Consider the following 25,972-nt stretch of genomic DNA (forward strand, 5'->3'; position numbering starts at 1 on the left):
TGGATAAGCGAATGCTTCGCTCGGTGCTTGCCGCCTCGTTCGTCGCCGCCCTGGGTTTCGGGCTGGTGGGCGCGGGCGACATCGGCTGGGACGGTGAGGCGGCTGCTGTCCCGGGGGACATTGGCTGGGACAGTGTGGCTGCGGCGACGCCCGGTGACATCGGCTGGGACTCGCTGAGCAAGGTGCAGGGTGACATCGGCTGGGACTCGGCGACCGTGGTGCAGGCCTCGGCCACCGGTGACATCGGCTGGGACTCGCTCAACAAGGTGCAGGGTGACATCGGCTGGGACTCGGCGACCTTGGTGCAGGCCTCGGCCACCGGTGACATCGGCTGGGACTCGCTCAACAAGGTGCAGGGTGACATCGGCTGGGACTCGCTGAGCAAGGTCCAGGGCGACATCGGCTGGGACTCGGCGACCGTGGTGCAGGCCTCGGCCACCGGTGACATCGGCTGGGACTCGCTCAACAAGGTGCAGGGTGACATCGGCTGGGACTCCCTGAACAAGGTGCAGGGCGACATCGGCTGGGACTCCCTGCCGGCTTCCGCAGAGGCATGACCACCCCGCCGGACGACCGGATCTTCCGGCGCGAGATGGCTTCGGCCTATCGCTCGGGGTGGCACTTCGTCGACTTGCTCACCGCTCTGCCGGGCCCGGGTGACTCGTTGATGGTCACCCTGCTCGGTGAGCCCGTGGTCGTCGTCATGGAGGAGGGCGAAGAGATTCGCGCCTACCGCTGTCTGCGCAGGCCGAGGGGCGCCCCACAGCCCGTCCGCTGCGAAGTGAGGTACGGCATGATCTTCGTCAATCTGGACCAGCGCGACCACGAACTGTTCGACCCCGAGACCATTTCCGCCACCCCCCGAAGCGCCTGAGCGATCCCCCGAACCACAACATCGCTCAAGCGCATCCCCCACACAGCGGCGCCACCGTGACCTGACACGGTGGCGCCGCTGTGCTTGTGCCAGGAAGTTTTTCAGGGCCGGGCAGGGCGGCCGGGCGGCCGGGCAGGGCCGGGGAGGGCCGGCGGGACGTCGGCCGGGGCGGCGCCCTCGGCACCGTCAGGCTCGGCCGAGCGCCCGGTCCAGGGCGATCTCGATGACGACCCGCGTCGGGTTGACCCTCGGCTCCCGCCCGTAGCGCTCGGTGTGGCGGCGCTCGGCGTCCTCGACGGCCTCCCGTTCGGTACGGATCGTGGCGACGCCCTCCAGCGTCGCCCAGCGGGCTCGGTGCATCTGGCAGACCGCGACCCGCGCCCCCTCGGGCCCCGCGGCCCGGACGTGGGCGACCTTCCGGCTGCCGCCGTCGGTGATGATGCGGGCCAGCCCCGCCTCGGGGTCGTACGTCACGCAGACCGGTACGACGTGCGGGGTGCCGTCCGGGCGGAGGGTGGTCAGGGTGCAGAGGTGGTACTCGCGCCAGAAGGCGAGGTACTCGGGGCTGGGGTCGCGTACGTCGAGGGCCATGGGTGAAGCCTAGAAGCCGCCCTGTCAGCGGCCTGGTCCTCTCGAATCCTGGCCTTGAGTGGAATAGACTCAACTTTGTGCACGTTGGTCGAATCATGGGCCAGGTGCCGAGCCTGGGCAGGACGCGATTCGACGAGGAGGAGACAGCGCACGTGGACGCCGAGCTGACGAACAAGAGCAGGGACGCCCTCACCGCGGCCACCGACAGGGCCGTGAAGGACGGACACCCCGATCTGACCCCCGCACACCTGCTGCTCGCGCTGCTCGCGGGTGAAGACAACGAGAACATCATCGATCTTCTCGCCGCCGTGGAAGCGGACCAGGCCGCGGTACGCACGGAGACCGAGCGGCTGCTCGGTGCGCTGCCCCGCGTCACCGGTTCCACCGTGGCGCCGCCGCAGCCCAACCGCGAGCTGCTCGCCGTCGTCAGCGACGCCGCGCGGCGCGCCAAGGACCTGGGCGACGAGTACGTCTCCACCGAGCACCTCCTCATCGCGGTCGCGGACAAGGGCGGCCGGGCCGGTGAGATCCTCGGTGCGCAGGGGGCCGGTGCGAAGAAGCTGCTGGCCGCGTTCGAGAAGAGCAGGGGAGGGCGACGGGTGACCACACCCGACCCGGAGGGTCAGTACAAGGCCCTGGAGAAGTTCGGTACGGACTTCACGGCGGCGGCCCGCGAGGGCAAGCTCGACCCGGTCATCGGCCGGGACCAGGAGATCCGCCGCGTCGTACAGGTGCTCTCGCGCCGTACGAAGAACAACCCGGTCCTCATCGGCGAGCCCGGCGTCGGCAAGACCGCCGTGGTGGAGGGACTCGCCCAGCGCATCGTCAAGGGCGACGTGCCCGAGTCGCTGCGCGACAAGCGGCTCGTCTCCCTCGACCTCGGAGCGATGGTCGCGGGCGCGAAGTACCGGGGCGAGTTCGAGGAGCGGCTGAAGACCGTCCTCTCCGAGATCAAGGAGAGCGACGGCAAGGTCATCACCTTCATCGACGAGCTGCACACCGTCGTCGGCGCGGGCGCCGGCGGCGACTCCGCCATGGACGCGGGCAACATGCTCAAGCCCATGCTGGCCCGCGGCGAGCTGCGGATGGTCGGCGCGACCACGCTCGACGAGTACCGCGAGCGGATCGAGAAGGACCCCGCCCTGGAGCGCCGCTTCCAGCAGGTGCTCGTCGCCGAGCCCAGCGTCGAGGACACCATCGCGATCCTGCGCGGGCTCAAGGGGCGTTACGAGGCGCACCACAAGGTCTCCATCGCGGACGCCGCGCTGGTGGCCGCCGCGACCCTGTCCGACCGCTACATCACCTCCCGCTTCCTCCCGGACAAGGCGATCGACCTCGTGGACGAGGCCGCATCCCGGCTGCGCATGGAGATCGACTCCTCGCCCGTCGAGATCGACGAGCTCCAACGCGCCGTGGACCGCCTCCACATGGAGGAGCTGGCGCTGAAGAACGAGACCGACGCCGCCTCCCGGCAGCGGCTGGAGAAGCTCCGCCGCGACCTCGCCGACAAGGAGGAGGAGCTGCGCGGCCTCACCGCCCGCTGGGAGAAGGAGAAGCAGGGCCTCAACCGGGTCGGCGAGCTGAAGGAACGACTCGACGATCTGCGCGGCCAGGCCGAACGCGCCCAGCGCGACGGCGACTTCGACACCGCGTCCAAGCTGCTCTACGGCGAGATCCCCGGCCTGGAACGCGAGTTGGAGGCGGCCGCCGAGGCCGAACAGGTGGCGGCCGAGACGCCCAAGGAGACCCTCGTCAAGGACGAGGTCGGCTCCGACGACATCGCCGACGTGGTCGGCGCCTGGACCGGCATCCCGGCCGGCCGCCTGCTGGAGGGCGAGACGCAGAAGCTGCTGCGGATGGAGGAGGAGCTCGGCAAGCGCCTGATCGGCCAGAGCGAGGCCGTCCGCGCGGTGTCGGACGCGGTACGCCGCACCAGGGCCGGGATCGCCGACCCGGACCGGCCGACCGGCTCGTTCCTCTTCCTCGGCCCCACCGGCGTCGGCAAGACCGAACTGGCCAAGGCGCTCGCGGACTTCCTCTTCGACGACGAACGGGCCATGGTCCGCGTCGACATGAGCGAGTACAGCGAGAAGCACAGCGTCGCCCGGCTGGTCGGCGCCCCGCCCGGGTACGTCGGTTACGAGGAGGGCGGCCAGCTCACGGAGGCGGTCCGCCGCCGCCCGTACAGCGTGGTGCTCCTCGACGAGGTGGAGAAGGCCCACCCGGAGGTCTTCGACATCCTGCTCCAGGTGCTGGACGACGGCCGGCTCACGGACGGCCAGGGCCGGACGGTGGACTTCCGCAACACCATCCTGATCCTGACCTCCAACCTGGGCAGCCAGTTCCTGGTCGACCCGCTGCTCAAGCCCGAGGCGAAGAAGGAGCGGGTACTGGAGGTCGTACGGGCCTCGTTCAAGCCGGAGTTCCTCAACCGGCTGGACGACCTGGTCGTCTTCTCCGCGCTCACCGGCGACGAACTCGCCCACATCGCGGGGCTCCAGATCGGCCGCCTCGCCCAGCGGCTCGCCGACCGGCAGCTCACCCTCGACGTCACCCCGGCCGCACTGGCCTGGCTCGCCGAGAAGGGCAACGACCCGGCCTACGGCGCCCGGCCGCTGCGCCGCCTCATCCAGACGGCGATCGGCGACCAGCTCGCCCGGGAGATCCTCGCGGGTGAGATCGCGGACGGCGACACCGTGCGGGTGGACGTCTTCGGGGAGGGCTCCGAGGCCGGCCTGATCGTGGGTGCGGCGGGCTGACGGTCCCGGTACGGAAGCGGCGGTCGCGGGCGGTGTGCCCGCGGCCGCCGCGAACGCGCTCGGCCGCGGCGAACGCGCTCGGCCGCGGCGAACGCGCTCGGAGGCACCGCCGGACGCCTTGGACGCCTCAGACGCCCTCAGACGCCTCAGACGTCGAAGGGGTGGATGTGTACGAGGAGGGTGCCGTCGTCCCCGTACACGGCCGTCAGGTCGGCGGCCAGGGCCCGGCCGTGCGGCTGGTCGCCGAACTGGAGATTGCCGCAGGCGTCGACACCGTCGTCGCAGAGGTCCGTGGAGTACCAGGGGTCCGCGATTCCGGGGAACGCCGTGGCCAGCCAGTCGTCCAGTGCCGTCCGGGTGATCCGGAAGCGGATGTCGTACCCCGCGTCCAGCCAGCTGTTCTCCTCCTGGCACCTCTTGTCGTGCGCGGCCCCGGGCAGCGGGGCGCCGAGGAACCGCACCGCCTCGTCGCAGGAGACGGTCGGTTTCCCGAACTCCTCGCCGGTCACGGTGGAGAGCAGGAGCTGCCCGAGGAAGTAGACAGGGATCGCCAACGGTGCCACGACCAGGACGAGAAGCGCGGCCCAGATCCACGGATGCGCCCGCCCGCGGGGCCTTACGGTCTCCTGCGTGGCCTCGGGCGCCGTATGCGGCGGTATTCGGTCGTCCACGGTGTGCTCCTGTCCGAACCGGCCGTGTCGGGCCGGTGAAGTGCGCCGGCTCGGTAAGACGCGGCCCGGCTCCCGGCCGTTCCGCCGGCAGCGGATCGGACCTGCTGGGGGTTGCCATTCCCCGCCCGCCATGGGGGAGGATGGCGTACAACCGCACGAAGGGAAATAACGGTGAGCATCGATCCGTCCTCGATTCCTAATTTCGGGGGCCAGCCCGAACCGCAGGCGGCAGGACCGGAGGGCCCCGTCGTCCCTGACCAGGACCTCGTCAAGCAGCTCCTGGAGCAGATGGAGCTCAAGTTCGTCGTCGACGACGAGGGCGACCTCGCGGCGCCGTGGGAAGAGTTCCGCACGTACTTCATGTTCCGCGGCGAGGCGGACCAGCAGGTCTTCTCGGTGCGGACGTTCTACGACCGCCCGCACGACCTGGACCAGCGCGCCGTCCTGCTGGACGCGATCGACGACTGGAACCGCCGCACCCTGTGGCCCAAGGTCTACACGCACTCGCACGAGGGCGAGGAGGGCGAGGCCGGTTCGGTCCGCCTGATCGGTGAGGCGCAGATGCTCATCGGCACCGGCGTCAGCCTGGAGCACTTCGTCTCCTCCACGGTGAGCTGGGTCCGCGCCTCCATCGAGTTCGACAAGTGGCTCGTCGAGCGCCTCGGCCTCGCGCCGGTCGAGGACAAGGCCGAGGGCTCCGCCGAGTCGGCCGACGAGACGCCCGAGGGCTGACCGACCCCGATTCGCGGGTCGCACCCGCACGACGCCCGGCCGGGCGGCGGTCACCACGACCGCCGACCCGGCCGTCGGTGTTTCCGGGGAGCGGGAGGCGCCGGATCCGCCGCCCGGCGGAGCGCCTTCGCCCGCCGCCTCAGGGCGCCGGCCGCTTGAGCCGGCTCACCGCCTCTTCCAGCACGGCCGTCCGCTTGCAGAAGGCGAACCGGACCTGGGTGCGGCCGGCCTCCTGGTCGTCGTAGAAGACGGCGTTGGGCACGGCGACGACGCCGGCGCGCTCGGGGAGGGCGCGGCAGAAGGCGATGCCGTCCTTCTCGCCGAGGGGGGCCACGTCGGTGGTGACGAAGTACGTGCCCTGGGGGCGGTACACCTCGAAGCCGGCCGCGGCGAGGCCGTCCGTGAGGAGGTCGCGCTTGGCGCGGAGGTCCTCGCGGAAGCCGGTGAAGAACGCGTCGGGGAGGGCCAGGGCTTCGGCGACGGCGTACTGGAGCGGGCCGCCGCTCACGAAGGTGAGGTACTGCTTCGCGGTGCGTACCGCGGTGACGAGGGCGGCGGAGCCGGTGACCCAGCCGATCTTCCAGCCGGTGTACGAGAAGGTCTTGCCGGCCGAGGAAATGGAGACCGTTCGGTCGCGCATACCCGGCAGCGAGATGAGGGGGACGTGGTCCCCGTCGAAGGCGAGGTGTTCGTAGACCTCGTCGGTGACGACCAGGAGGTCGTGCTCGACGGCGAGGCGGGCGATGGCGCTGAGTTCCTCGCGGGTGAGGACCATGCCGGTCGGGTTGTGCGGGCTGTTCAGGAGCAGCAGCCGGGTCCGCGGGGTGATGGCGTCCCGGAGCGCGTCGAGGTCGGGGCGGAAGTCCGGGGCGCGCAGGGTGAGGGGGACGCGGACGCCGCCGGCCATGGCGATGCACGCCGCGTAGGAGTCGTAGAACGGCTCGAAGGCGATGACCTCGTCGCCCGGCTCCAGGAGGGCCAGCATGCTCGCGGCGACGGCCTCGGTGGCGCCCGCGGTGACCAGGACCTCGGTGTCGGGATCGAAGGCCAGGCCGTAGAAGCGCTGCTGGTGGCCGGCGACGGCGGTACGCAGTTCGGGGATGCCGGGGCCGGGAGGGTACTGGTTGCCCTTGCCGTCACGCAGGGCGCGGACGGCGGCCTCGCGGATCTCCTCGGGGCCGTCGGTGTCGGGGAAGCCCTGCCCCAGGTTGATGGCGCCGGTCGTGAGTGCCAGGGCCGACATCTCCGCGAAGATCGTCGTTCCGTGTCCGTCCAGCCTGCGGTTCAGCAGTGGCCTGCGGCTCATCTCTCCACCGTCCTCGATGCGGGCCGGCGTCTCCGGGACCCGTGGTCATCCTGTCGGCAAGCTCTGGAGTTGCTCAAGTCCGCTTTGGTGCGGACGTGGCCGGGGCATCCCACCGGCATCCGAGCGGGTTCGGAGGGTGGCGGGGGCCGCCACGGGGGACGGAAGGATGTGAGGGCGTGGAATACGTCCTGGTGGGGCTGATCGTGCTGGCGGTGGCGGGGATCGTCGTGAGGGCCGCGAGGTGGCCGTGGCGGACCCGTTCGGGGTCCACCGCGCGTGGTGGCCCGCGTGGGTACTCGGTGCGTACGAAGAAGACGCGCCGCTCGTCGGGGCGCGGGTGGTCGTCCGGCGACAGCTGGTGGGCGGGCGGCGGAGATTCGGCCGGGGACGGCGGCTCCAGCCACTCGGGTGGCCACTCGTGCGGCGGTGGCCACTCCTGCGGCGGCGGGTCCTCGTGCGGGGGCGGCTGCGGCGGCGGAGGAGGCGACTGACGCGCGGTCGCGGTCGGCGCCGGTTCGGCGCATTGGCGTGCGGCAGGACGGGGCCCGGCCGGGGTTGATCAACTCCGGCCGGGCCCCGGGCTGTTGCGGATCTTCGGTGCGGCCGGGCGGGCGGAGGGCGGGGACCGGGAGGCGCGCGGGCACGTTTTTGTTGAACAGGTGAGCTGTATTGCCCCCCAGGGGATGGAAACCACGTCAAGTTGGTCAAAAACGCGGTGAGTGCGGCGTAGTTCGTGATTCCCTCGTTTGACCGAACATTTCAGCCCACGGACCCCAGTTGGGCCGGATCGGGCGCTTCCCACCTCCTCCACGTCAGTGCTCCGGTGGCGCCCCCTGCTCATGTGTCCCTGCGTTTGCGGAGCCGACCCATGCTCACGTCCCTCCAGACGGCCTATTCCGACACCCGCGCTGCCGACCTGGCGTGGGCGCTCGGCAGGGAGCCGTTGCCCGCCCTCGCCGTACTGGATCTCCAGCTCGGCGCCGCCACCATGCAGTTGAGGCTGCTCGGCGCCTCCCACCAGGTCCTGCTGGAGGAGGGCGGCGACTCCTGTTCGGAGACCGTGGCCTGTCTCCCGGGCACCCGCACCCCGCTGCCCGTGGGGGTGGCCAAGCAACTCGGCGACCGCGAGTACGAGTTCGCGGCACGCGTGGAGACCCTCAGTGACGTGCAGTTCGCCGCGCGGGCGCAGGAACTGCTCGCGCTCGTGGCCGAGCACCCGCACGGTCTGGCCGGCACCTTTCCGGGCAGCCCGTACGCCTTCACCGCGATGCTGGCGCAGCGCTCCGAGGGGCAGGTGCGGTGGCGTACGTGGCACGCGTACCCGCAGGAAGGGCAGTTGGTCGTCACGCGGACCCGGGTCGGGGTGCGGATGCCCGTGCCGCCGAGAGGCGGGGTGAAGCCGGGGACGGCGGGCGTGCCGGGTGTCGCGCCGCTGGTGGAGCAGCCGACCCGTGGGCGGATGACGGCCTTTCCGGTCGCGTCGGCGGCCGCGGCACCGGCCGTACCCGTCGCGTCCGGTGCGCCCGTCCTGCTGCTCTGAGTGACCGAAAAGGGTGCGGCGTGCGGCGTGTTGGCGTGCGCCGGTGGGCGGTTGGCGCACGCCGGGCGCTCGCTCAGGAGCCTCATGTACACCCTTGCGGGTGACAAGGTGCGAAGGAATCGTGACGTAGCGTTCCGGGCATGATCGACCAGCAGGTGCCCCTTCTCGGGGGTGCGGCGCCCCTTCCCGTAAACCCTCGGACCGGCCGGTTCCTCGTGCTGGCCTCCGTCTTCGTCTGCGCCGCCTGTGGCCTGGTGTACGAACTCGAACTGGTCGCCATGGCTTCGTACTTGATCGGCGACTCCGTGACGCAGGCGTCGGTGGTGCTCTCCGTGATGGTCTTCGCGATGGGCATCGGATCGCTCCTCGCGAAACGTTTACGCTGCCACGCGGCCGTGGGCTTCGCGCTGATCGAGGTGGCGCTCGCACTCGTCGGCGGGTTCTCCGCCCTGGTGCTGTACGCCTCCTTCGCCTGGCTCGGGGAGTCGCGCGTCGCGCTCGTCGGGTTCTCGGTGGCGATCGGCGTCCTGATCGGAGCGGAGATCCCGCTGCTGATGACGCTGATCCAGCGGGTCGACCGGCAGGACGCGGGCGGGACCGTCGCCGATCTGTTCGCGGCGGACTACGTGGGCGCGCTGGTGGGCGGACTGGCCTTCCCGTTCCTGCTGCTGCCGATGCTGGGGCAGCTGACCGGCGCGCTCTTCACCGGCGCGGTCAACGCGGCGGCGGGCGGGGCCCTGATCCTCTGGCTCTTCCGGCGCGACCTCACCGCGCGCTCCCGCTGGCTCCTCGTCCTCGCCGGGGTCTGCGCGATGGCCTTGCTGGCCACCGCCACCGTGCTGGTGGACGACTTCGAGCGGGCCGCGCGCCGGGCGGTGTACGGGGACCAGGTGCGGGTCGCGGTGCAGACCGGGGTGCAGGAGATCGTTCTCACCGGCGCCGGGCGCGACTCCCTCGACCTCTATCTGGACGGCCGGCTGCGGGTCAGGGCCAGTGACGAGTTCCGGTACCACGAGGCCCTCGTGCACCCGGCGATGGACGGGCCGCACGCCCGGGTGCTGGTGCTCGGCGGCGGTGACGGGCTGGCCGCCCGCGAGGTGCTGCGCTACCCCGACGTGACCCGGGTGACGGTGGTCGAGCTGGACCCCGGGGTCACCCGGCTGGCCCGTACCGACCCCGCGCTCTCCGCCCTCAACGGCCGCGCCTACGAGGACCCGCGGCTCACGGCGGTCACCGCGGACGCGTTCAGCTGGCTGCGGACCGCGCGCGACCGGTACGACGTGGTCGTATCCGATCTGCCGGACCCGGGCATCACGGCGAGCACCAAGCTGTACTCGGCCGAGTTCTACGCCCTGGTCAGGCGGGTGGTCGCCCCTGGCGGCCGGTTCGTGGTGCACGCGGGGCCGCCGGGGAAGCGCCCGCGCACGTACTGGACGGTGGACGCGACCGTGCGGGCCGGCGGCATGGCCACCCGCCCGTACCGGGTCCTCGGGCGCCGGACCGGGTTCGCGAGTCCGGACCGGGTGCCGGGCGACACCGGCGGAACGGAGGACTGGGGCTTCGTGCTGGCGGTTCCCGGGACGGCCGGGCCCGCACTGGGGCTCGGCCCCGCAACCCCTCCTCTGCGGTCGCTCGACGCACAGGAGCTGGCCGCGGCCGGGCGGGCCGCGGAGGGGATGCGGATGCCGGCGCAGCCGCCGTCCACGCTGCTGCATCCGCGCTACGCCTCGGAGACCTGACGCGAGGGCCGGAGCGTGAGTAGGCTCGGATTCATGGAGCATGAGGTGTTCGTTCCGGTTCCGGTCGCGTCCCTTCGGAGCGCGCTCGGCGATCCCGCGCGGGTGGCGCGCTGCGTCCCGTCCCTCCAGCAGGACGCGGGGGCGTCCGAGGCGCTCACCGGCCGGCTGAAGTTCCGGGTGGACGGCCACACGATCACCTACCGGGGCGCCCTGCGGCTCGAAGCGGAGGACGGTGATTCCGCACCCGACTCCGCCTCCGCCTCCGCCTCCGCATCCGTCACCGTCACCGGGGAGGGAACGGCCGCCCGGGGCGCCGGCTCGGTGAAGCTGGCGCTGACGATCGGCCTGGCGGAAGCCGTCGGAGGCACGGGCGCCGAGCCCGGTACGACGATCCGCTACACCGGCACGGCCACGGGCGACGGGCGGCTCGCCGAGCTCGACGCCGAGGCCGTGCGGGCCGCAGCCCGCCGGCTGCTCGACCGCTTCACCCAGCAGCTCGTCACGGAGAGCCTGGGAGCCCACGGGGCGCCTGGGTCGCAGGGTGCCGGGGCGCCCGAGGCGTCCGGGCCGCACGGGGCGCCCGCCACCGGGACTCCCGCAGGCACCCCCTCCGACGCGTCCCCCGCCGCCCCCTCCGAGACGTCCCCGGGCGCGTCCCCCGGTGCCGTTCCGTACCGGGACGACGACAGCACCGCCGGCATCGAGGCGCAGGCGGACGCCGAGACGCGCCCGGACGGCGGCGCCCCGGCCTCCCCTCCCGACGCGGGCTCCGGGGCCGATGCGGGGCCCCTGCCCGGTGGCGGGTCCGTCTTCGACTCCGTGGTGCCGCCCTCCTCGCTCGACGCGGGCGCCGAGATCGAGTTCGCCGTCCCGGACGAGCCGCCCGCCGAGGCCGCGCACGCCCGGCGCACCATGATCGGGCGGAGCGCCGAGGAGGTGGACCACGCGCCGCCGCGCGGCCGGTACGCGCCGGTGCCCTCGCCGGAGACCACCACCGCCTCGTCCACCCTGCGGTGGGTGGCCCCGGCGGCGGCCCTCGCCATCGCCTCGGCCGTGGTCGTCGGGCGGGCGCTGCGGCGCCGTAGGTGAGCGCGCCAGTAGGGTCGTTGTGTGAGTAGCGAGAAGAGCGTCCGGCTGACCGCCGGCGACGCCGAGTTGACCATCGACCCCGTCCGAGGGTGCCGTATCACCAGTCTGCGGATCGGGGGCACCGAACTGCTGCGGCAGGGTGAGCGCTACGGCTGCTTCCCCATGGTTCCGTGGGTCGGGAGGACCGCGTACGGCGAGTTCCGCAACGGCGACACGGTGCACACCCTGCCGCTCAATTCGCCGCCGCACGCCATCCACGGCACCGGCCGCGACACCTCCTGGACCACCGCGCGGGAGCTGGAGGGCGAGGCGGCCTTCTACTACGACCTGGCCGAACCGTGGCCGTACCGGGGGCGGGTGACGCAGACCTTCGAACTCTCCGGGGACGCCCTGACGATCCGCATGTCGGTCGAGACGTACGGGGACTCCTTCCCGGCGCAGGCCGGCTGGCACCCCTGGTTCCTGCGCAACATCGGCGGCCAGGACGCCCAGCTCTCCTTCGATGCCGCCTGGCAGGAGGAGCGGGGTGCGGACCACATGCCGACCGGCCGCCGGATCGACCCGCTCCCCGGGCCCTGGGACGACTGCTTCGGGATGCCGGAGGGCGTGAAGGCGACGGTCACCTGGCCGGAGCAGCTGGAGCTGACCGTCACCAGTCGCGACGAGTGGGTCGTCATCTACGACGAGCAGGACGAGGCGCTCTGCGTGGAGCCGCAGTCCGGCCCGCCGAACGGGCTGAATTCCACTCCGCGCCTGGTCACGCCGATCGAGCCGCTGGAGATGGCGACCACCTGGAGCTGGGCTCGGCTCTGAGGGAGTCCGCCCCGCCACGTACTCTCGACGGTATGACTGACGTACGCGCTGACCTGCTCCAGCAGATCAAGGACAAGGCCGTGGTGCACGGCAAGGTGACCCTCTCCTCGGGTCTGGAAGCCGACTGGTACATCGACCTGCGCCGGGTCACGCTGGACGGCAAGGCCGCGCCGCTGGTCGGCCAGGTCATGCTCGACGCCACCGCCGAGCTGGACTACGACTGCGTCGGCGGTCTGACCCTGGGTGCCGACCCGGTCGCCACCTCGATGCTGCACGCCTCCGCCGCGCGTGGTGGCTCGCTGGACGCCTTCGTCGTCCGCAAGGCGCAGAAGGCGCACGGGATGCAGCGCCGCATCGAGGGCACCGACGTCAAGGGCCGTCGCTGCCTGGTGGTCGAGGACACCTCGACCACCGGCGGGTCGCCGCTGACCGCCGTCGAGGCCGTCCGCGAGGCCGGTGGCGAGGTCGTCGCCGTCGCCACGATCGTGGAGCGGGGCGCCGCCCCGGCCATCGCCGAGGCCGGACTGCCGTACCTGCACGTCTACTCGGTCGCCGATCTCGACCTCGGCTGAGATCCTGCCGGGCAGGTTCTGAGTCCACCAGGGCGAGTTGATGCTCTGACCTGCGGTTTTTGCCGGGGTGCACTGTTTCACGTGAAACAGTGCACCCCGGACCCATTTCTACGGGGGCCTCCGGGTGGAGTCCCCGCGGGAGTCTGGGAAGATGGGCACGACGATGACGTCGCCCCCAGGTCAGGGACCAGCACTGCACACCCGCACATCCCAAGGAGCGGACAGATGCCCATCGCAACCCCCGAGGTCTACGCCGAGATGCTCGACCGGGCGAAGGCAGGCAAGTTCGCCTACCCGGCCATCAACGTGACCTCGACCCAGACGCTCCACGCGGCTCTGCGCGGTTTCGCCGAGGCCGAGAGCGACGGCATCGTCCAGATCTCCACCGGTGGTGCGGAGTTCCTGGGCGGCCAGTACAACAAGGACATGGTGACGGGCGCCGTGGCCCTCGCCGAGTTCGCGCACATCGTCGCCGCCAAGTACGACATCACCGTGGCGCTGCACACCGACCACTGCCCCAAGGACAAGCTGGACGGCTACGTCCGCCCGCTGCTCGACATCTCCGCCGAGCGCGTCGCCAAGGGTCTCAACCCGCTGTTCCAGTCCCACATGTGGGATGGCTCGGCCGAGACCCTCGCGGACAACCTGGCCATCGGTCAGGAGCTGCTCGCCAAGGCCGCCGCCGCCAAGATCATCCTTGAGGTCGAGATCACCCCGACCGGTGGCGAGGAAGACGGCGTCACGCACGAGATCAACGACGAGCTGTACACCACCGTCGACGACGCGCTGCGCACCGCCGAGGCGCTCGGCCTGGGCGAGAAGGGCCGCTACCTGCTGGCCGCCTCCTTCGGCAACGTCCACGGCGTCTACAAGCCGGGCAACGTCGTGCTCCGCCCCGAGCTCCTGAAGGACCTCCAGGAGGGCGTCGGCGCCAAGTACGGCAAGACCTCCCCGTTCGACTTCGTCTTCCACGGCGGCTCCGGCTCCACCGCGCAGGAGATCGCCACCGCGCTGGAGAACGGCGTCGTGAAGATGAACCTCGACACCGACACCCAGTACGCCTTCACCCGCCCGATCGCTGACCACATGTTCAGCAACTACGACGGCGTGCTGAAGGTCGACGGCGAGGTCGGCAACAAGAAGACCTACGACCCCCGCACCTGGGGCAAGTCCGCCGAGGCGGGCATGGCCGTGCGTGTCACCGAGGCCTGCGCCAACCTGCGCTCCACGGGCACGAAGCTGAAGTAAGCGCGTACGGGGCCCCGGTCCCGTCCTGCGTGCGTCGCGGGCCCGACACTCCTGGGTGATCCCCGGTGAGGTCGGGCCCGTGGCATGTGCCGCCCCGGGCACACCGTCCGGCGTGACACCGGCCGTCACGGCCGTGCACCACCTGTGAACGACCGAACCATGTGAGGTACCGCTGTGAGTCCGTCCTACGATTTCGACACCGCCGTCGACCGCCGGGGTACCTGGAGCGTGCAGTGGGACGGGGTCGCCGACCGGTTCGGGGTCGACGGGCTGCTGCCGTTCACCATCTCCGACATGGACTTCCCCACCGCGCCCGAGGTACTGGACGCGCTGCGCGCCCGGATCGACCACGGGGTGTTCGGGTACACCGACTGGCAGCAGGACGACTTCCGTTCGGCGATCGCCCACTGGTACGCCACCCGCTACGGCACCGCCATCGACACCGGACAGCTCGTCTACGGGCCCTCCGTACTCAACCAGCTCTCGCAGTTGCTGCGGATGTGGACCGGGGCCGGCGACGCGGTGGTCACCCACACTCCGGTGTACGACGGCTTCCGCAAGGCGATCCTCGGTCTGGGGCGCGAGATGCGCGGGGTGCCGGTCGGCGACGACGCGGCGCTGGAGCGGGAGCTCGCCCGCCCGGACGCGAAGGTGCTGCTGCTCTGCTCGCCGCACAACCCCACGGGGCGGGTGTGGACGGAGGACGAGCTCACGCGGATGGCCGAACTGGCGGCGCTCCACGGTGTGCTGGTGATCAGCGACGAGATCCACTCGGACTTCGCCCACGAGGGGTACCGGCACGTGCCGTGGACCCGGGTGGCGGACCGGGGCCCCGCACGGTGGGCGCTCATCACCTCCGGGTCGAAGTCCTTCAACTTCCCCGGGCTGAGTGGCTCGTACGGGCTGATCGGCGATCCGGCGGACCGCACCGAGTACCTGCGGCGGATGGCGACGGCGGAGGGGCTGGAGTCCCCGGCGGTGCTCGCGCTGACCGCCCACATCACCGCGTACCGCGAGGGCGGGCCGTGGCTCGACGCGGTGCGCACCTACATCGCCGGGAACCTGGCCCTGGTCGAGGAGCGGCTGCACGCCGCCTTCCCGGGGCTCGGCTGGCGTCCGCCGCAGGCCGGTTACCTCGCCTGGATCGACCTGAGGCCGCTCGGCCTGGACGACGACGCCCTCCAGCGGGTGCTGATCGAGCGGGAGAAGGTCGCCATCATGCCGGGCGGGGTCTACGGCTCGGACGGCTTCGTGCGGCTCAACGTCGGCTGCCCGCGCGCCAAGGCGGAGGCGGGCGTCGACGCGCTGGTCCGGGCGATCCGCTCGCTGCGGTAGCCACGCCGGGGGAGGGGGACGCGGCCGGTGCCCACTGGCCGCTCCGGCGAGCAGCGGCGATGCTGCCCCCATGGGCGAGACCCCCGAGGGACCCCCGACGCCTCAAGACCGCAAGCCCGCTCCGGAAAGAGCCTCCGCGCCGAACGGTGCGCCGAGGGCCGCCGGGGAGATCCGGGCCGCCTCGGCGCCCGGGCGGTGGCTCGTGCTGACCACCGTGCTCGGCTCCGGCATGGCGATGCTGGACTCCACCGTCATCAACGTGGCGCTGCCCCGGATCGGCGAGGACCTCGGTACCGACCTGGCGGCGCTCCAGTGGACCGTCAACGCCTACATGCTGACCCTCGCCGGGCTGATCCTGCTGGGCGGGGCGCTCGGCGACCGGTACGGGCGGCGGCGGGTCTTCGTCGTCGGCGTGGTCTGGTTCGCCCTCGCCTCGCTGGTCTGCGCCGTCGCGCCCAACGCGGCCGTGCTGATCGCGGCGCGCGCCTTCCAGGGGATCGGCGGGGCGCTGCTCACCCCGGGGTCGCTGGCGCTCATCCAGGCGAGCTTCCATCCGGACGACAGGGCGCGCGCGGTCGGGCTCTGGTCCGGCTTCGGCGGGGTGGGGGCCGCCATCGGGCCGTTCGTGGGCGGCTGGCTCGTGGACGGGCCCGGCTGGCGGTGGGTCTTCCTGCTCAACCTGCCGGTCGCCGCGCTCTGCGTCCCGGTCGCGCTGCGCCATGTGCCGGAGTCCCGGGACCCGCGGGCCCACGGGCGCTTCGACGTCCTCGGGGCGGTGCTCGGTGCGGTGTCGCTGGCCCTGGTGACGTACGCGCTGATCGAGGCGCCGGGGCGCGGCGCCTCGCCCGCGGTGATCGGGGCGGCGGTGGGCGGGGTGCTGCTCGGGGCGGCGTTCGTGCGGGTGGAGCGGCGGCGGCCGGACCCGATGGTGCCCCCGGCGATCTTCCGTTCGCGGCTCTTCACGGTGGTCAACCTGGTGACCTTCTGCGTGTACGCGGCGTTGGGCGGGTTCTTCTTCCTCTCCGCGATCCAGCTCCAGGTCGTCGCCGGGTACTCGGCGCTCGGCGCGGGGACCGCGCTGCTCCCGACGACCGTGCTGATGCTCTTCTTCTCGGCCGCCTCCGGCGAGCTGGGCCACCGCATCGGCCCCCGCATCCCGCTCACCGTCGGCCCGCTGCTGGCCGCCGGGGGCATGCTGCTGATGCTGCGGGTCGGGCCGGGGAGCGCCTCGGTGAGCGGGTACCTGAGCGAGGTGCTCCCCGCCGTGGTGGTGCTGGGCCTGGGGCTGGTCACCCTGGTCGCGCCGCTCACCGCGACCGTGCTGGCGGCCGTGGACACCGGGCAGGCGGGGCTGGCCAGCGGCATCAACAACGCCGCCGCCCGCGCCGCCGGGCTGATCGCGGTCGCCGCGCTGCCGCTGCTCGCGGGCATGGGCCCGGAGGCGTACCGGGACGCGGGCGAGTTCGCCGCGACCTTCCGGCGGGCGATGCCGATGTGTGCGGGGCTCCTGGTGGCGGGGGCGGTGCTCGCCTTCTGCGCGGTACGGACACCGGCGGCCGCCCCGGCCCCCGCACCGGACACGGAGGCGGGCCGGGACCGGGACCGGGCGGAGGCCGGCGGGGCTCCGTCGGACGAGGGGCCCTGCCGGCCCGAGTGCACCGTGCACTGCGGGGTCGTCGCGCCGCCCCTGGAGCCCGCCCGGCGGCCGCCCGGGGGGTGACCGGGGGGTGACCGGGCGGCCGCGTCCGGTCAGCGCCGTCGGGAGCGCCGTCCGGGGTGCGGGAGGGGGTATCGGCGGGGGTGCGGGAGGGGATACCGGCGGCGGGCCGGGCGGTGTCCCGGACCGGCCGGGTGCCAGGCACACTGGGACCCATGTCCATCCACGAGAACCTGCTCGGGGGCCCCGCCCCGACCCACCTGCCCGACGACCCGGAGCCGCGCGGGCTGCTCGCCGGCGGCACCCCGCCCGCCGAGGTCGCGGCGAAGTACCCCGCCTCCTCGCTCGCCTGGGCGCAGCTGGCCGACGACGCCTACGAGGGCGGCCGGGTCATCGAGTCGTACGCCTACGCCCGCACCGGCTACCACCGCGGGCTCGACGCCCTGCGCCGGGCCGGCTGGAAGGGCCACGGGCCCGTGCCGTTCGAGCACGAGCCGAACCGCGGCTTCCTCCGCGCCCTGCACGCCCTCGCGCGCGCCGCCGGGTCCATCGGGGAGCAGGAGGAGTACGAGCGCTGCTCGACCTTCCTCCGTGACTCCTCGCCGACCGCCGCCGACATCCTGGGCTGATTCCCGCCCGGCACGTCATGGCGGTGACACCGCGTTCCAGGACGCCGATGGCGCCGAAGAGCCTGGTCAACCGGCCCGCAGCCCGCTTTGTCGGCTGCGGGCCGGTTTGCGTCGCGGGGGCCCGTGCCGAGGCTGGTCCGCACGCGATCAGGCACCCTTCCGGCCGAGCCGTTCGCCGGTTTCCGGTCATAGGATGCGCCGCAGGGGACCGGAGCCCACCCGGTCGGTGCTGCACCGGCACGGGGGCGGACCGCTACCCGGAAGCTCGTGTCGAGGAGACAGAGATGTCGGCGAAACACCCCGACCCCGAAGAGACCGGTGCGGAAACCCCGTACCTCGACTTCGCGGGAACGACCCCCTACGAGGACTACGTCCAGGCGGACGTCCTCACCCATTTGCAGCAGTTGCGCTCGGACGATCCCGGCGAGATGGTCTTCCTCGTCACCACCCAGGTCATGGAGTTGTGGTTCACCGTCCTGGTCCACGAATGGGAGACCGCGGCGCTGGCCCTGCGCGAGGACCGGCTGCCGGTCGCGCGGGACGCGCTGAAGCGCTCGCTGCGCCAGCTGGAGGCGCTGAACGCGTCCTGGCGCCCGCTGGCCCAGCTCACCCCCGCCCAGTTCAACTCCTACCGGAGTTCGCTCGGCGAGGGCTCCGGCTTCCAGTCGGCGATGTACCGGCGGATGGAGTTCCTGCTGGGCGACAAGTCGGCCTCCATGCTCGTCCCGCACCGGGGCTCCCCGCGGGTGTACGCCGAGCTGGAGAAGGCGCTGAGCCAGCCCAGCCTGTACGACGAGACGCTGGCGCTGCTCGCGCGGCGCGGCCACCCGGTGCCGCGGTCGGTCCTCGACCGCGACCTGCGGCAGAAGTACGAGCCCTCCCCGGTGGTCGAGGCCGTCTGGGCGCGGATATACGCCGACCCGGAGAAGTACGACGAGCTGGTGCGCCTCGGCGAGCTGCTCACGGACGTCGGCGAGCTGGTGTGGCGCTGGCGCAACGACCATCTGGTGGCGACCCGGCGGGCCATGGGCTCGAAGACCGGGACCGGCGGTTCCGCCGGTGTGGCGTGGCTGGAGAAGCGCGCGCAGAAGACCGTGTTCCCCGAACTCTGGACGGCCCGCAGTCATGTCTGAGACCAACCACCGCCTGCTGGCGGACCGTGCGGCCAAGCTCGACGCCGCTGACGAACTCGCCGATCTGCGCGAGCTGTTCACCCTCGACGAGGGGGTCTACCTGGACGGCAACTCGCTCGGTGCGCTCCCCGTCCACGTGCCCGACCGGCTGCACGAGGTCATCGCCCGCGAATGGGGCGAGCTGCGCATCCGGTCCTGGGACGAGAGCGGCTGGTGGACCGCGCCCGAGCGGGTCGGTGACCGCATCGCGCCGATCGTCGGCGCGGAGCCGGGCCGGATCGTGGTCGGCGACTCCACCAGCGTGAACATCTTCAAGGCACTGGTCGCCGCGACCCGGCTCGCGCCGGGCGGGCGGGACGAGATCGTGGTCGACGCCTCGACGTTCCCCACCGACGGCTACATCGCCGGTTCGGCCGCCCGCATGACCGGTCACCGGATCGTGCCCGTCGACCCCGCCGACGTACCGGTCTCCGTCAACTCCCGTACCGCCGCAGTGCTGTTGAACCACGTCGACTACCGCACCGGGCGGCTGCACGACCTGCCCACGCTCACTGCCGCCGTGCAGCGCGCCGGGGCCGTCGTGGTCTGGGACCTCTGTCACAGCGCGGGTGCGCTGCCGGTCGGTCTGGACGAGCACGGCGTCGACCTGGCGGTCGGCTGCACGTACAAGTACCTGAACGGCGGCCCGGGTTCGCCCGCGTACCTGTACGTCGCCGAGCGCCACCAGGGCGTCTTCGACTCCCCGTTGCCGGGGTGGAACTCGCACGCGGACCCGTTCGGGATGACCCCCGGATACGAGCCCGCCGAGGGCTCCGTCCGGGGCCGGGTCGGCACCCCCGACATCCTCTCGATGCTGGCGCTGGAGTCCGCGCTCGACGTCTGGGACGGAGTGCCGATCGAGGCGGTGCGCGCCAAGTCCCTCGCCCTGACGGACTTCTTCCTGGAGTGCGTCGAGGCGTACGCCCCCGAGGGGCGGGTCGCCTCCGTCACCCCGGCCGCGCACGCCGAGCGCGGCAGCCAGGTCGCGCTGCGGTGCGCCGAGGCCGAGCCGGTGATGCGCGAACTGATCGCGCGGGGCGTCGTCGGCGACCTGCGCCGCCCCGACGTGCTCCGGTTCGGATTCACCCCGCTGTACGTCGGCTTCGCCGACGCCGAGCGGGCCGCCCGGGTGCTGGCCGGGGTGCTCGCGGACGTACCGGCCGGGTCGGCGGCGCGGGGGTAGCGGCGCCGGAGCGGTCGCGGACGGAGCCCGGGTGGACCGGCTCCGTCCGGCGACCGCCCCCGGGACTGGTACGGTCCCCGCAGGTCGGACAAGTGGGGCAGCCCCGAGGATGGTTGGAGCAACAATGTCGGATTCCGCCGCGCGCGATCGGGACGCCGTCGAGGCGAAGTCGGCGTTCGCCCATCCCGAGATCGCTCCCGACCGGACCGTCGCCTACGGGGACCACCCCGACCAGGTCATCGACCTCTGGGCTCCGGCGGACGGGGGGACCGGCATGCCGCTCGTCGTCCTGTTCCACGGTGGCGCCTGGCGCGCCCCGTACGACCGCCGTCATGTGTCGCCGCTCGCCGCGTTCCTCACCGGCCGCGGCTTCGCCGTCGCCAGCGTCGAGTACCGGCGCGGGGCAGACCCGTCCTCTGCGGGGGCGGGAAACCGGGCCGGCCGCTGGCCCGAGACCTTCGACGACGTGGCCGCCGCCATGGACGCGCTCCCGGCGCTCGCCGCACGGGAGTTGCCCGAGGCCGATCTGCGGCGGATCGTCCTCACCGGCCACTCCGCGGGCGGCCACCTCGCGCTCTGGGCGGCGGCCCGGCATGTGCTGCCCGCCGGATCGCCGTGGCGGCTGCCCGAACCCCCGCCGCTGCGCGGGGTGGTGGCGCTGGCACCGATCGCCGACCTGCTGACCGCCGCGAAGCTCGGCATCTGCTCGGGGGCCGTGCACGAACTCGTGGGCGGTGAGGAGGGGTTCGCCGAACGGCGCCCGCACGTCGACCCCGCTGTCCTGCTGCCCACGGGGATCGCCACCCATATCGTGCAGGGCTGCGACGACGTCGTCGTGCCGCAGCAGGTCGCCGAGGCGTTCGTCGCCGCGGCCGCGACGGCCGGGGAGACGGTCGGGCTGACCCTGCTGGACGAGATCGGCCACTTCCCGCTCATCGACCCCTCGACCGACGCCTGCGCGCTGGTCGCGGAGGAGTTGGAGCAGCTCGCCTGGTGACGGCGGCCGGCCCGGCGGTGCCCGATGAGCCTCGTGGTCAGCGCTCCGGGTGGTGCCCTGCGGTGTCCGGAGCGGTGCCCGACGAGCCTCGTGGGTCAGCGCTCCGGTCGCAGGTGGGTCCGCCGGCCGTCGCGGTCGAAGATGGCGAGGACTTCCGCCGGACCGCCGCGCGCGCCGAAGGCGTGCGGGACCATCGTCGAGAACTCCGCGGCCTCGCCGGTCTCGACCGTGATCGTCCGCTCCCCCAGCAGCAGCACGACCGTGCCGGACAGCACGGTGAACCAGTCCTTGCCGCCCGGGTGGACCTTCAGCTCGTCCCGGCCCTGCCGGGGCTCGGGCGCGGTGATGCTCATCCTGACCACGGTGACGCCGGGCTGCCCGCCCTCCCGGTTCAGCAGCCAGGTGGTCGTCCCGCACTCCGCGTCGTGCTGCGGGCGGATCACCACGTCCTCGTCGGAGACCGACTCCACCAGCGCGTCCAGGGTCGTCCCCAGGGCGCGCGCGATCGAGCTGAGCTGGTCGAGGCTGATCCGCCGGTGACCGGTCTCGATCCGGCTCAGCGTGGACGGGCTGAGGAAACAGCGTGCGGCCAGATCGTCGAGCGACCAGCCCTGAGCGGTGCGCAGGCCGCGTATCCGCTTGCGGACCAGGGAGTCGAGTTCACCGTCTTGCGTCATACGCAAGATGCTATGCGTTCCGCGCAAGGCGTGCGTAGGCTCGAAGCATGAGCGCACACGAGGAGCACCAGCACGGGCACGGCCACGGGCATCAGCACGACAGTGGGCACGGCCACGGGCACGGGCACGGCCACGGGCACGGCCACGGGCACGGCCACGGGCACGGTTCGGGGGACGCCGACTTCTCCGTACTGACCGAGATGCTGGACCTCGACGCCGAGGTGCTCCACGAGCATCTGGACGAGCTGACCGGCTGGATCGAGGAACTGGGCGGCGGGACCGCGGAAGCACCGGGTACGGCGGACGCGCCCGGCCCCACCGGCCCGCGCGTGCTCGACCTCGGCAGCGGCACCGGCGCGGGCACCTTCGCCCTGCTCCAGCGGTTCCCCGGCGCCGAGGTCACCGCCGTGGACGCCTCGCCCGCGATGGCCGACCGCCTGGCGGAGAAGGCCGCCGCGCTGGGGGCCGCCGACCGCGTCCGTACGGTGGTCGCCGACCTCGACACCGAGGCCCTGCCCGCCGGGCCCCACGACCTGGTGTGGGCCTCCGCCTCGCTCCACCACATGGCCGACCCGGGCGCGGTCCTCGCCCAGGTCCGCGAGGTGCTGCGGCCCGGGGGGCTCATGGTCGCGGTCGAGCTCGAAGGCTTCCCGCGTTTCCTCCCCGACGACCTCGGTATCGGCCGCCCCGGACTGGAGGAGCGCGTGCACGCGGCCCAGGCGGAGGGCCGGGCGGCCGCCGGGATGCACATGAGCGAGGACTGGGGCGCCCGGCTGCGCGAGGCCGGGCTCGACGTGGTGGCCGAGCGGGTCGTCGCCATCGACCTCGCCGCCCCGCTGCCCGCCGCCACCGGCCGCTACGTCCTGGCCTCCCTCACCCGCGTCCGCGCCGCGCTGGAGGACGTGCTCGACGCCGAGGACCTCGCCACCCTGGACGCGCTCACCGACCCGGACGGGCCGCACGGCGTGCTGCACCGGGACGACCTCACCGTCCGCACCGAGCGGAGCGTCTGGGTCGCCACGCGTCGCGCAGCCGCGTAGTACCTGAGGGGGAGACCCCGGTATCCGCTTCGGTGGGGACGACCCGGGCCCGTGCCCCGCCCTACCGTGAGCACGTGACCGAGACCCGAGCCCAGACGAAGACCAGAACACCGGAGTTCCAGGCGGCGGCGAGTGCGTTGGGCGGCCTGCGGCAGGATCTCCTCCAGGACGTGTTCGCCTACCGGCCGCTGCCTCCGCTCGACGGTGACGGGCCGCTGCTGGGCCTGTTCCCGGCGAATGTGCGGAAGAAGCTGGTGTGGACCCCGCACGCGCTGGTGCTGGCGGCCGCGCTGATCTGCGTGTTCCTCGGGATGGCCTGGTCCGGCGACGAGTCGATCGTCGGTGTGGTGCCGGCCATTCCCGTAGCGCTGACACTGGTGCGGCCGGTGATCGCCTTCTGGGGTTCCATGGCGGCCACGGTGGTGGTCGCCATGAACGGTGACGTCTGGCCGTGGGGAGCGAGCAGCCTGTGGGGTCACCTGGTGGTCCTCGTGGTCGTCGCGGCCCGTACCCGGCGGCGGACCGCGCCCTGGATGTGGACGCTCACGCTGCTGTTGGGTCTCGTGATGGAGTACCTCGGCGGGTACCACGCCAATTCGACCGCCGTTCCCATGGTCATCATGTCCGCGCTCGCCCTGCTCGTGGTGACCGTCGTCCAGGTCCGGCGCGACGCACGGCGCGAGGTGAGCGAGGCCGAGCGGGAGGTGACGGTCCAGCGCACCGTCACGGCCGTCGAGCGCGACCGGCGCACGCTGCTGGAGGAGCGCACCACCATCGCCCGTGAGCTGCACGACGTGGTCGCCCACCACATGTCCGTCGTGGCGATCCAGGCCGAGGCCGCGCCGTACCGGGTGCAGAACCCGCCGCCCGAGCTGGAGCAGGCGTTCGTCACCATCCGCGAGAACGCGGTGGCCGCGCTCACCGAACTGCGCCGCGTCCTCGGTGTCGTACGGGCGGAGGACCAGGAGGCGCCGGACGCCCCGCAGCCCACCCTCGCCCGGCTCGACCGGCTGCTGGACAACGTCCGCGAGGCGGGCCTGGAGTCGGAGAAGACGGTCACCGGGGCGGTGCGCGAACTGCCGCAGGGCGTCGAGCTGTCGGCGTACCGGATCGTCCAGGAGGCGCTGAGCAACACCCTGCGCCACGCACCGGGCGCCACCGCCGTCGTCGAGATCGCCTACGTCCTCGGCGGGCTCGGGGTACGGGTCGTCAACGGGCCGCCGACCGGCCCGGTCGACGCCTCGCCGGGCGCCGGGCACGGCATTACCGGGATGCGCGAGCGGATCGCGATGCTGGAGGGCGAGATGACCGCCGGGGAGACCGAGGAGGGCGGCTACGAGGTCGCCGTGTTCATCCCGGTGCCCCGGGCGGTGAAGCCCGCAGATCCCGCAGAAGGTACCGGTACGGAAGAGGAGGCCGCCGCGTGAGCGACATCGGGGTTCTGATCGTCGACGACCAGATGATGGTCCGCGAGGGCTTCTCGGTACTGCTCAACGCCATGCCCGGGATCGAGGTCGTCGGCGAGGCCGTCGACGGGCGGCAGGCGGTCGAGCGGGTCGCCGCGCTCGCCCCGGACGTGGTGCTGATGGACATCCGGATGCCGGAGATGAACGGCATCGAGGCCACCCGCGAGATCGTCGCCGCCGACGCGGAGGCGAAGGTGCTCGTGCTCACCACGTTCGACCTGGACGAGTACGTCTACCAGGCCCTGCGCGCCGGGGCCTCCGGCTTTCTGCTCAAGGACGCCTCCGCCCGCCAACTCGCCGATGCCGTACGGGTGGTGGCCTCCGGCGAGGCGCTCCTCGCACCCACCGTGACGCGGCGGCTGATCGCCGAGTTCTCCAAGCTCTCCCAGGCGCCGAAACCCCCGGCGCTGGCCCGGATCGGGGACCTCACCGAACGCGAGACGGAGGTACTGGTGCTGGTCGCGCAGGGTCTCTCCAACGCGGAGATCGCCGCGCACCTGGTGGTCGCCGAATCCACCGTCAAGACCCATGTGAGCCGGGTCCTGGTGAAGCTCGGACTGCGCGACCGCACCCAGGCGGCGGTCTTCGCGTACGAGGCGCGGCTGGTCACCCCGGGGTAGGGGCGTCCTCGCGCAGGGGCCCTGCCGGTAGCGTCGGGTCATGCACGTGTCCTTCGACCCCTGGTCACCCGCGTTCGTCGCCGATCCGTACCCCGCCTACACCGCGCTGCGCGCCGCCGGCCGGGTCCACTATTTCGAGCCGACCCGGCAGTGGCTGATCCCGCACTACGCCGACGTGTCGGGGCTGCTCCGCGACCGGCGGCTCGGCCGGACGTATCTGCACCGCTTCACCCACGAGGAGTTCGGCCTCACCGCGCCGCCCGCCGCGCACGAGCCGTTCACCACCCTCAACGGGCAGGGGCTGCTCGACCTGGAGGCGCCCGACCACACCCGCATCCGGCGCCTCGTCTCCAAGGCGTTCACGCCGCGTACGGTCGAGCGGCTCGCGCCCACCGTGCGGCGCCTGGCGGCCGAGCTGGTCGACACGTTCGTGGCCGAGGGCGGCGGCGACCTGCTCACGGCGGTCGCCGAACCACTGCCGGTCGCCGTGATCGCCGAGATGCTGGGCGTCCCGGAGTCCGACCGGGCACTGCTGCGCCCCTGGTCGGCCGCGATCTGCGGGATGTTCGAGCTGAACCCTTCGGAGGAGACCGCGCGGGCGGCGGTTTCGGCGTCCACCGAGTTCTCCGCGTACCTGCGCGAACTCATCGCCGTGCGGCGGGAGAAGCCGGGCGACGACCTGATCTCGGGGCTCATCGCCGCCCACGACGAGGACGAGCGGCTCACCGAGCAGGAGATGATCTCCACCTGCGTGCTGCTGCTCAACGCGGGCCACGAGGCGACCGTCAACACCACCGTGAACGGCTGGCGCACCCTCTTCCACCACCCCGAGCAACTCGCCGCGCTCCGCGCCGACCACGGTCTGCTGTCCACAGCTGTGGAAGAACTCCTGCGGTACGACTCCCCGTTGCAGATGTTCGAGCGCTGGGTGCTGGACGACATCGAGATCGGCGGCACCGTCGTCCCGCGCGGCTCAGAGGTGGCGCTGCTCTTCGGCTCCGCCAACCGCGACCCGGAACGCTTCGCGGACCCGGACACCCTCGACCTCTCCCGCCCGGACAACCCGCACATCACCTTCGGTGCGGGCATCCACTACTGCCTCGGCGCCCCGCTGGCCCGTATCGAACTCGCCGCTTCCTTCGGTGAGTTGTTGCGCAAGGCGCCCCGGATGCGGCTGGCCGAGGAGCCCGAGTGGCACCCGGGGTACGTCATCCGGGGGCTGAAGGAGCTCCGAGTGGAGGTGTGATCCCTACGGCCCGAGG

At 72.5% G+C, this 25,972-nt stretch carries 23 protein-coding genes and 1 pseudogene; 20 read left to right on the forward strand and 4 right to left on the reverse strand.

Annotation, left to right across the window (positions count from 1 at the left end):
• Positions 1-11 precede the first annotated feature (11 nt).
• Together OHA55_RS16545 and OHA55_RS16550 are read left to right on the forward strand one after the other, a co-directional pair.
• Entirely contained in the window at positions 12-557 is a 546-nt protein-coding gene (locus tag OHA55_RS16545; protein ID WP_266707016.1) for a hypothetical protein, read from the forward strand.
• Positions 554-874 carry a (2Fe-2S)-binding protein gene (locus OHA55_RS16550; protein WP_266707018.1) on the forward strand — a complete coding sequence of 107 codons (321 nt, stop codon included), beginning with the start codon at positions 554-556 and terminating at the stop codon, positions 872-874. The genes OHA55_RS16545 and OHA55_RS16550 overlap by 4 nt, the downstream gene beginning before the upstream one ends.
• A gap of 186 nt (positions 875-1,060) precedes the next feature.
• On the opposite strand, the gene OHA55_RS16555 is transcribed toward OHA55_RS16550, so the two are convergent.
• Complete coding sequence (locus tag OHA55_RS16555; protein WP_266707020.1) at positions 1,061-1,465, reverse strand: pyridoxamine 5'-phosphate oxidase family protein; 405 nt, start codon at positions 1,463-1,465, stop codon at positions 1,061-1,063.
• Between the two features lie 152 nt (positions 1,466-1,617).
• On the opposite strand from OHA55_RS16555, the gene clpB reads away from it, so the two are divergent.
• Positions 1,618-4,224, forward strand: a complete 2,607-nt coding sequence (clpB, locus tag OHA55_RS16560; protein ID WP_266710715.1) for an ATP-dependent chaperone ClpB — start codon at positions 1,618-1,620, stop codon at positions 4,222-4,224.
• Positions 4,225-4,370: 146 nt separating this feature from the next.
• Here clpB and OHA55_RS16565 read toward each other — a convergent pair whose 3' ends face one another.
• Positions 4,371-4,895 carry a hypothetical protein gene (locus OHA55_RS16565; RefSeq protein WP_266707022.1) on the reverse strand — a complete coding sequence of 175 codons (525 nt, stop codon included), beginning with the start codon at positions 4,893-4,895 and terminating at the stop codon, positions 4,371-4,373.
• 171 nt (positions 4,896-5,066) lie between these two features.
• On the opposite strand from OHA55_RS16565, the gene OHA55_RS16570 reads away from it, so the two are divergent.
• Entirely contained in the window at positions 5,067-5,627 is a 561-nt protein-coding gene (locus OHA55_RS16570) for a YbjN domain-containing protein (RefSeq protein WP_266707024.1), read from the forward strand.
• A gap of 139 nt (positions 5,628-5,766) precedes the next feature.
• Here OHA55_RS16570 and OHA55_RS16575 read toward each other — a convergent pair whose 3' ends face one another.
• The gene (locus tag OHA55_RS16575) at positions 5,767-6,933 is read right to left on the reverse strand and encodes a pyridoxal phosphate-dependent aminotransferase (protein ID WP_266707026.1); all 1,167 of its coding nucleotides are present in this window, start codon (positions 6,931-6,933) and stop codon (positions 5,767-5,769) included.
• 868 nt (positions 6,934-7,801) lie between these two features.
• Here OHA55_RS16575 and OHA55_RS16580 point away from each other — a divergent pair.
• From OHA55_RS16580 to OHA55_RS16635, 12 genes and pseudogenes are all read left to right on the forward strand, one after another.
• Positions 7,802-8,308, forward strand: a pseudogene (locus OHA55_RS16580) (DUF2617 family protein); the annotation flags it as partial.
• Between the two features lie 305 nt (positions 8,309-8,613).
• Positions 8,614-10,212, forward strand: coding sequence for a polyamine aminopropyltransferase (locus tag OHA55_RS16585; protein ID WP_266707028.1), 1,599 nt, complete (start codon positions 8,614-8,616; stop codon positions 10,210-10,212).
• Positions 10,213-10,245: 33 nt separating this feature from the next.
• Positions 10,246-11,301, forward strand: a complete 1,056-nt coding sequence (locus OHA55_RS16590; RefSeq protein ID WP_266707030.1) for an SRPBCC domain-containing protein — start codon at positions 10,246-10,248, stop codon at positions 11,299-11,301.
• Positions 11,302-11,322: 21 nt separating this feature from the next.
• Positions 11,323-12,114, forward strand: a complete 792-nt coding sequence (locus OHA55_RS16595) for an aldose 1-epimerase (protein ID WP_266707032.1) — start codon at positions 11,323-11,325, stop codon at positions 12,112-12,114.
• 32 nt (positions 12,115-12,146) lie between these two features.
• Positions 12,147-12,686 carry an orotate phosphoribosyltransferase gene (pyrE, locus tag OHA55_RS16600; RefSeq protein ID WP_266707034.1) on the forward strand — a complete coding sequence of 180 codons (540 nt, stop codon included), beginning with the start codon at positions 12,147-12,149 and terminating at the stop codon, positions 12,684-12,686.
• A 225-nt stretch (positions 12,687-12,911) separates the two neighbouring features.
• Positions 12,912-13,934, forward strand: coding sequence for a class II fructose-bisphosphate aldolase (gene fbaA, locus OHA55_RS16605; RefSeq protein ID WP_266707035.1), 1,023 nt, complete (start codon positions 12,912-12,914; stop codon positions 13,932-13,934).
• Positions 13,935-14,108: 174 nt separating this feature from the next.
• Positions 14,109-15,269: a MalY/PatB family protein gene (locus tag OHA55_RS16610; RefSeq protein ID WP_266707036.1), complete on the forward strand. Its 1,161-nt coding sequence runs from the start codon at positions 14,109-14,111 to the stop codon at positions 15,267-15,269.
• Positions 15,270-15,339: 70 nt separating this feature from the next.
• The gene (locus tag OHA55_RS16615; protein ID WP_266707037.1) at positions 15,340-16,989 is read left to right on the forward strand and encodes a DHA2 family efflux MFS transporter permease subunit; all 1,650 of its coding nucleotides are present in this window, start codon (positions 15,340-15,342) and stop codon (positions 16,987-16,989) included.
• 152 nt (positions 16,990-17,141) lie between these two features.
• The gene (locus OHA55_RS16620) at positions 17,142-17,555 is read left to right on the forward strand and encodes a DUF3151 domain-containing protein (RefSeq protein ID WP_266707038.1); all 414 of its coding nucleotides are present in this window, start codon (positions 17,142-17,144) and stop codon (positions 17,553-17,555) included.
• 284 nt (positions 17,556-17,839) lie between these two features.
• Positions 17,840-18,688 carry a tryptophan 2,3-dioxygenase family protein gene (locus OHA55_RS16625; protein WP_266707039.1) on the forward strand — a complete coding sequence of 283 codons (849 nt, stop codon included), beginning with the start codon at positions 17,840-17,842 and terminating at the stop codon, positions 18,686-18,688.
• Positions 18,681-19,910: a kynureninase gene (gene kynU, locus OHA55_RS16630; protein WP_266707041.1), complete on the forward strand. Its 1,230-nt coding sequence runs from the start codon at positions 18,681-18,683 to the stop codon at positions 19,908-19,910. Before OHA55_RS16625 ends, kynU begins: the two co-directional genes overlap by 8 nt.
• A gap of 124 nt (positions 19,911-20,034) precedes the next feature.
• A complete protein-coding gene (locus OHA55_RS16635; RefSeq protein WP_266707043.1) occupies positions 20,035-20,907 on the forward strand; it encodes an alpha/beta hydrolase in 873 nt (290 codons plus the stop codon).
• A 95-nt stretch (positions 20,908-21,002) separates the two neighbouring features.
• Here OHA55_RS16635 and OHA55_RS16640 read toward each other — a convergent pair whose 3' ends face one another.
• Positions 21,003-21,584: an XRE family transcriptional regulator gene (locus tag OHA55_RS16640; RefSeq protein ID WP_266707045.1), complete on the reverse strand. Its 582-nt coding sequence runs from the start codon at positions 21,582-21,584 to the stop codon at positions 21,003-21,005.
• A 47-nt stretch (positions 21,585-21,631) separates the two neighbouring features.
• Between OHA55_RS16640 and OHA55_RS16645 the strand changes: the two genes are divergently transcribed.
• From OHA55_RS16645 to OHA55_RS16660, 4 genes are all read left to right on the forward strand, one after another.
• A complete protein-coding gene (locus tag OHA55_RS16645; RefSeq protein WP_266707047.1) occupies positions 21,632-22,624 on the forward strand; it encodes a trans-aconitate 2-methyltransferase in 993 nt (330 codons plus the stop codon).
• Between the two features lie 74 nt (positions 22,625-22,698).
• Positions 22,699-24,051: a sensor histidine kinase gene (locus OHA55_RS16650; protein ID WP_266707049.1), complete on the forward strand. Its 1,353-nt coding sequence runs from the start codon at positions 22,699-22,701 to the stop codon at positions 24,049-24,051.
• Complete coding sequence (locus tag OHA55_RS16655; protein WP_266707051.1) at positions 24,048-24,710, forward strand: response regulator transcription factor; 663 nt, start codon at positions 24,048-24,050, stop codon at positions 24,708-24,710. Before OHA55_RS16650 ends, OHA55_RS16655 begins: the two co-directional genes overlap by 4 nt.
• 40 nt (positions 24,711-24,750) lie before the next feature.
• Positions 24,751-25,956 carry a cytochrome P450 gene (locus OHA55_RS16660; protein WP_266707053.1) on the forward strand — a complete coding sequence of 402 codons (1,206 nt, stop codon included), beginning with the start codon at positions 24,751-24,753 and terminating at the stop codon, positions 25,954-25,956.
• The last annotated feature ends 16 nt before the right edge of the window (positions 25,957-25,972 follow it).

Origin of the sequence: Streptomyces sp. NBC_00102, from assembly GCF_026343115.1 — a bacterium.
GTDB lineage: Bacteria > Actinomycetota > Actinomycetes > Streptomycetales > Streptomycetaceae > Streptomyces.

Coding starts and splice junctions, on each gene's coding strand:
- OHA55_RS16545 (WP_266707016.1), top strand. CDS start 12: ATGCTTCGCTCGGTGCTTGCCGCCTCGTTCGTCGCCGCCCTGGGTTTC.
- OHA55_RS16550 (WP_266707018.1), top strand. CDS start 554: ATGACCACCCCGCCGGACGACCGGATCTTCCGGCGCGAGATGGCTTCG.
- OHA55_RS16555 (WP_266707020.1), bottom strand. CDS start 1,465: ATGGCCCTCGACGTACGCGACCCCAGCCCCGAGTACCTCGCCTTCTGG.
- OHA55_RS16575 (WP_266707026.1), bottom strand. CDS start 6,933: ATGAGCCGCAGGCCACTGCTGAACCGCAGGCTGGACGGACACGGAACG.
- OHA55_RS16585 (WP_266707028.1), top strand. CDS start 8,614: ATGATCGACCAGCAGGTGCCCCTTCTCGGGGGTGCGGCGCCCCTTCCC.
- OHA55_RS16590 (WP_266707030.1), top strand. CDS start 10,246: ATGGAGCATGAGGTGTTCGTTCCGGTTCCGGTCGCGTCCCTTCGGAGC.
- pyrE (WP_266707034.1), top strand. CDS start 12,147: ATGACTGACGTACGCGCTGACCTGCTCCAGCAGATCAAGGACAAGGCC.
- fbaA (WP_266707035.1), top strand. CDS start 12,912: ATGCCCATCGCAACCCCCGAGGTCTACGCCGAGATGCTCGACCGGGCG.
- OHA55_RS16615 (WP_266707037.1), top strand. CDS start 15,340: ATGGGCGAGACCCCCGAGGGACCCCCGACGCCTCAAGACCGCAAGCCC.
- OHA55_RS16620 (WP_266707038.1), top strand. CDS start 17,142: ATGTCCATCCACGAGAACCTGCTCGGGGGCCCCGCCCCGACCCACCTG.
- OHA55_RS16625 (WP_266707039.1), top strand. CDS start 17,840: ATGTCGGCGAAACACCCCGACCCCGAAGAGACCGGTGCGGAAACCCCG.
- kynU (WP_266707041.1), top strand. CDS start 18,681: ATGTCTGAGACCAACCACCGCCTGCTGGCGGACCGTGCGGCCAAGCTC.
- OHA55_RS16635 (WP_266707043.1), top strand. CDS start 20,035: ATGTCGGATTCCGCCGCGCGCGATCGGGACGCCGTCGAGGCGAAGTCG.
- OHA55_RS16640 (WP_266707045.1), bottom strand. CDS start 21,584: ATGACGCAAGACGGTGAACTCGACTCCCTGGTCCGCAAGCGGATACGC.
- OHA55_RS16645 (WP_266707047.1), top strand. CDS start 21,632: ATGAGCGCACACGAGGAGCACCAGCACGGGCACGGCCACGGGCATCAG.
- OHA55_RS16660 (WP_266707053.1), top strand. CDS start 24,751: ATGCACGTGTCCTTCGACCCCTGGTCACCCGCGTTCGTCGCCGATCCG.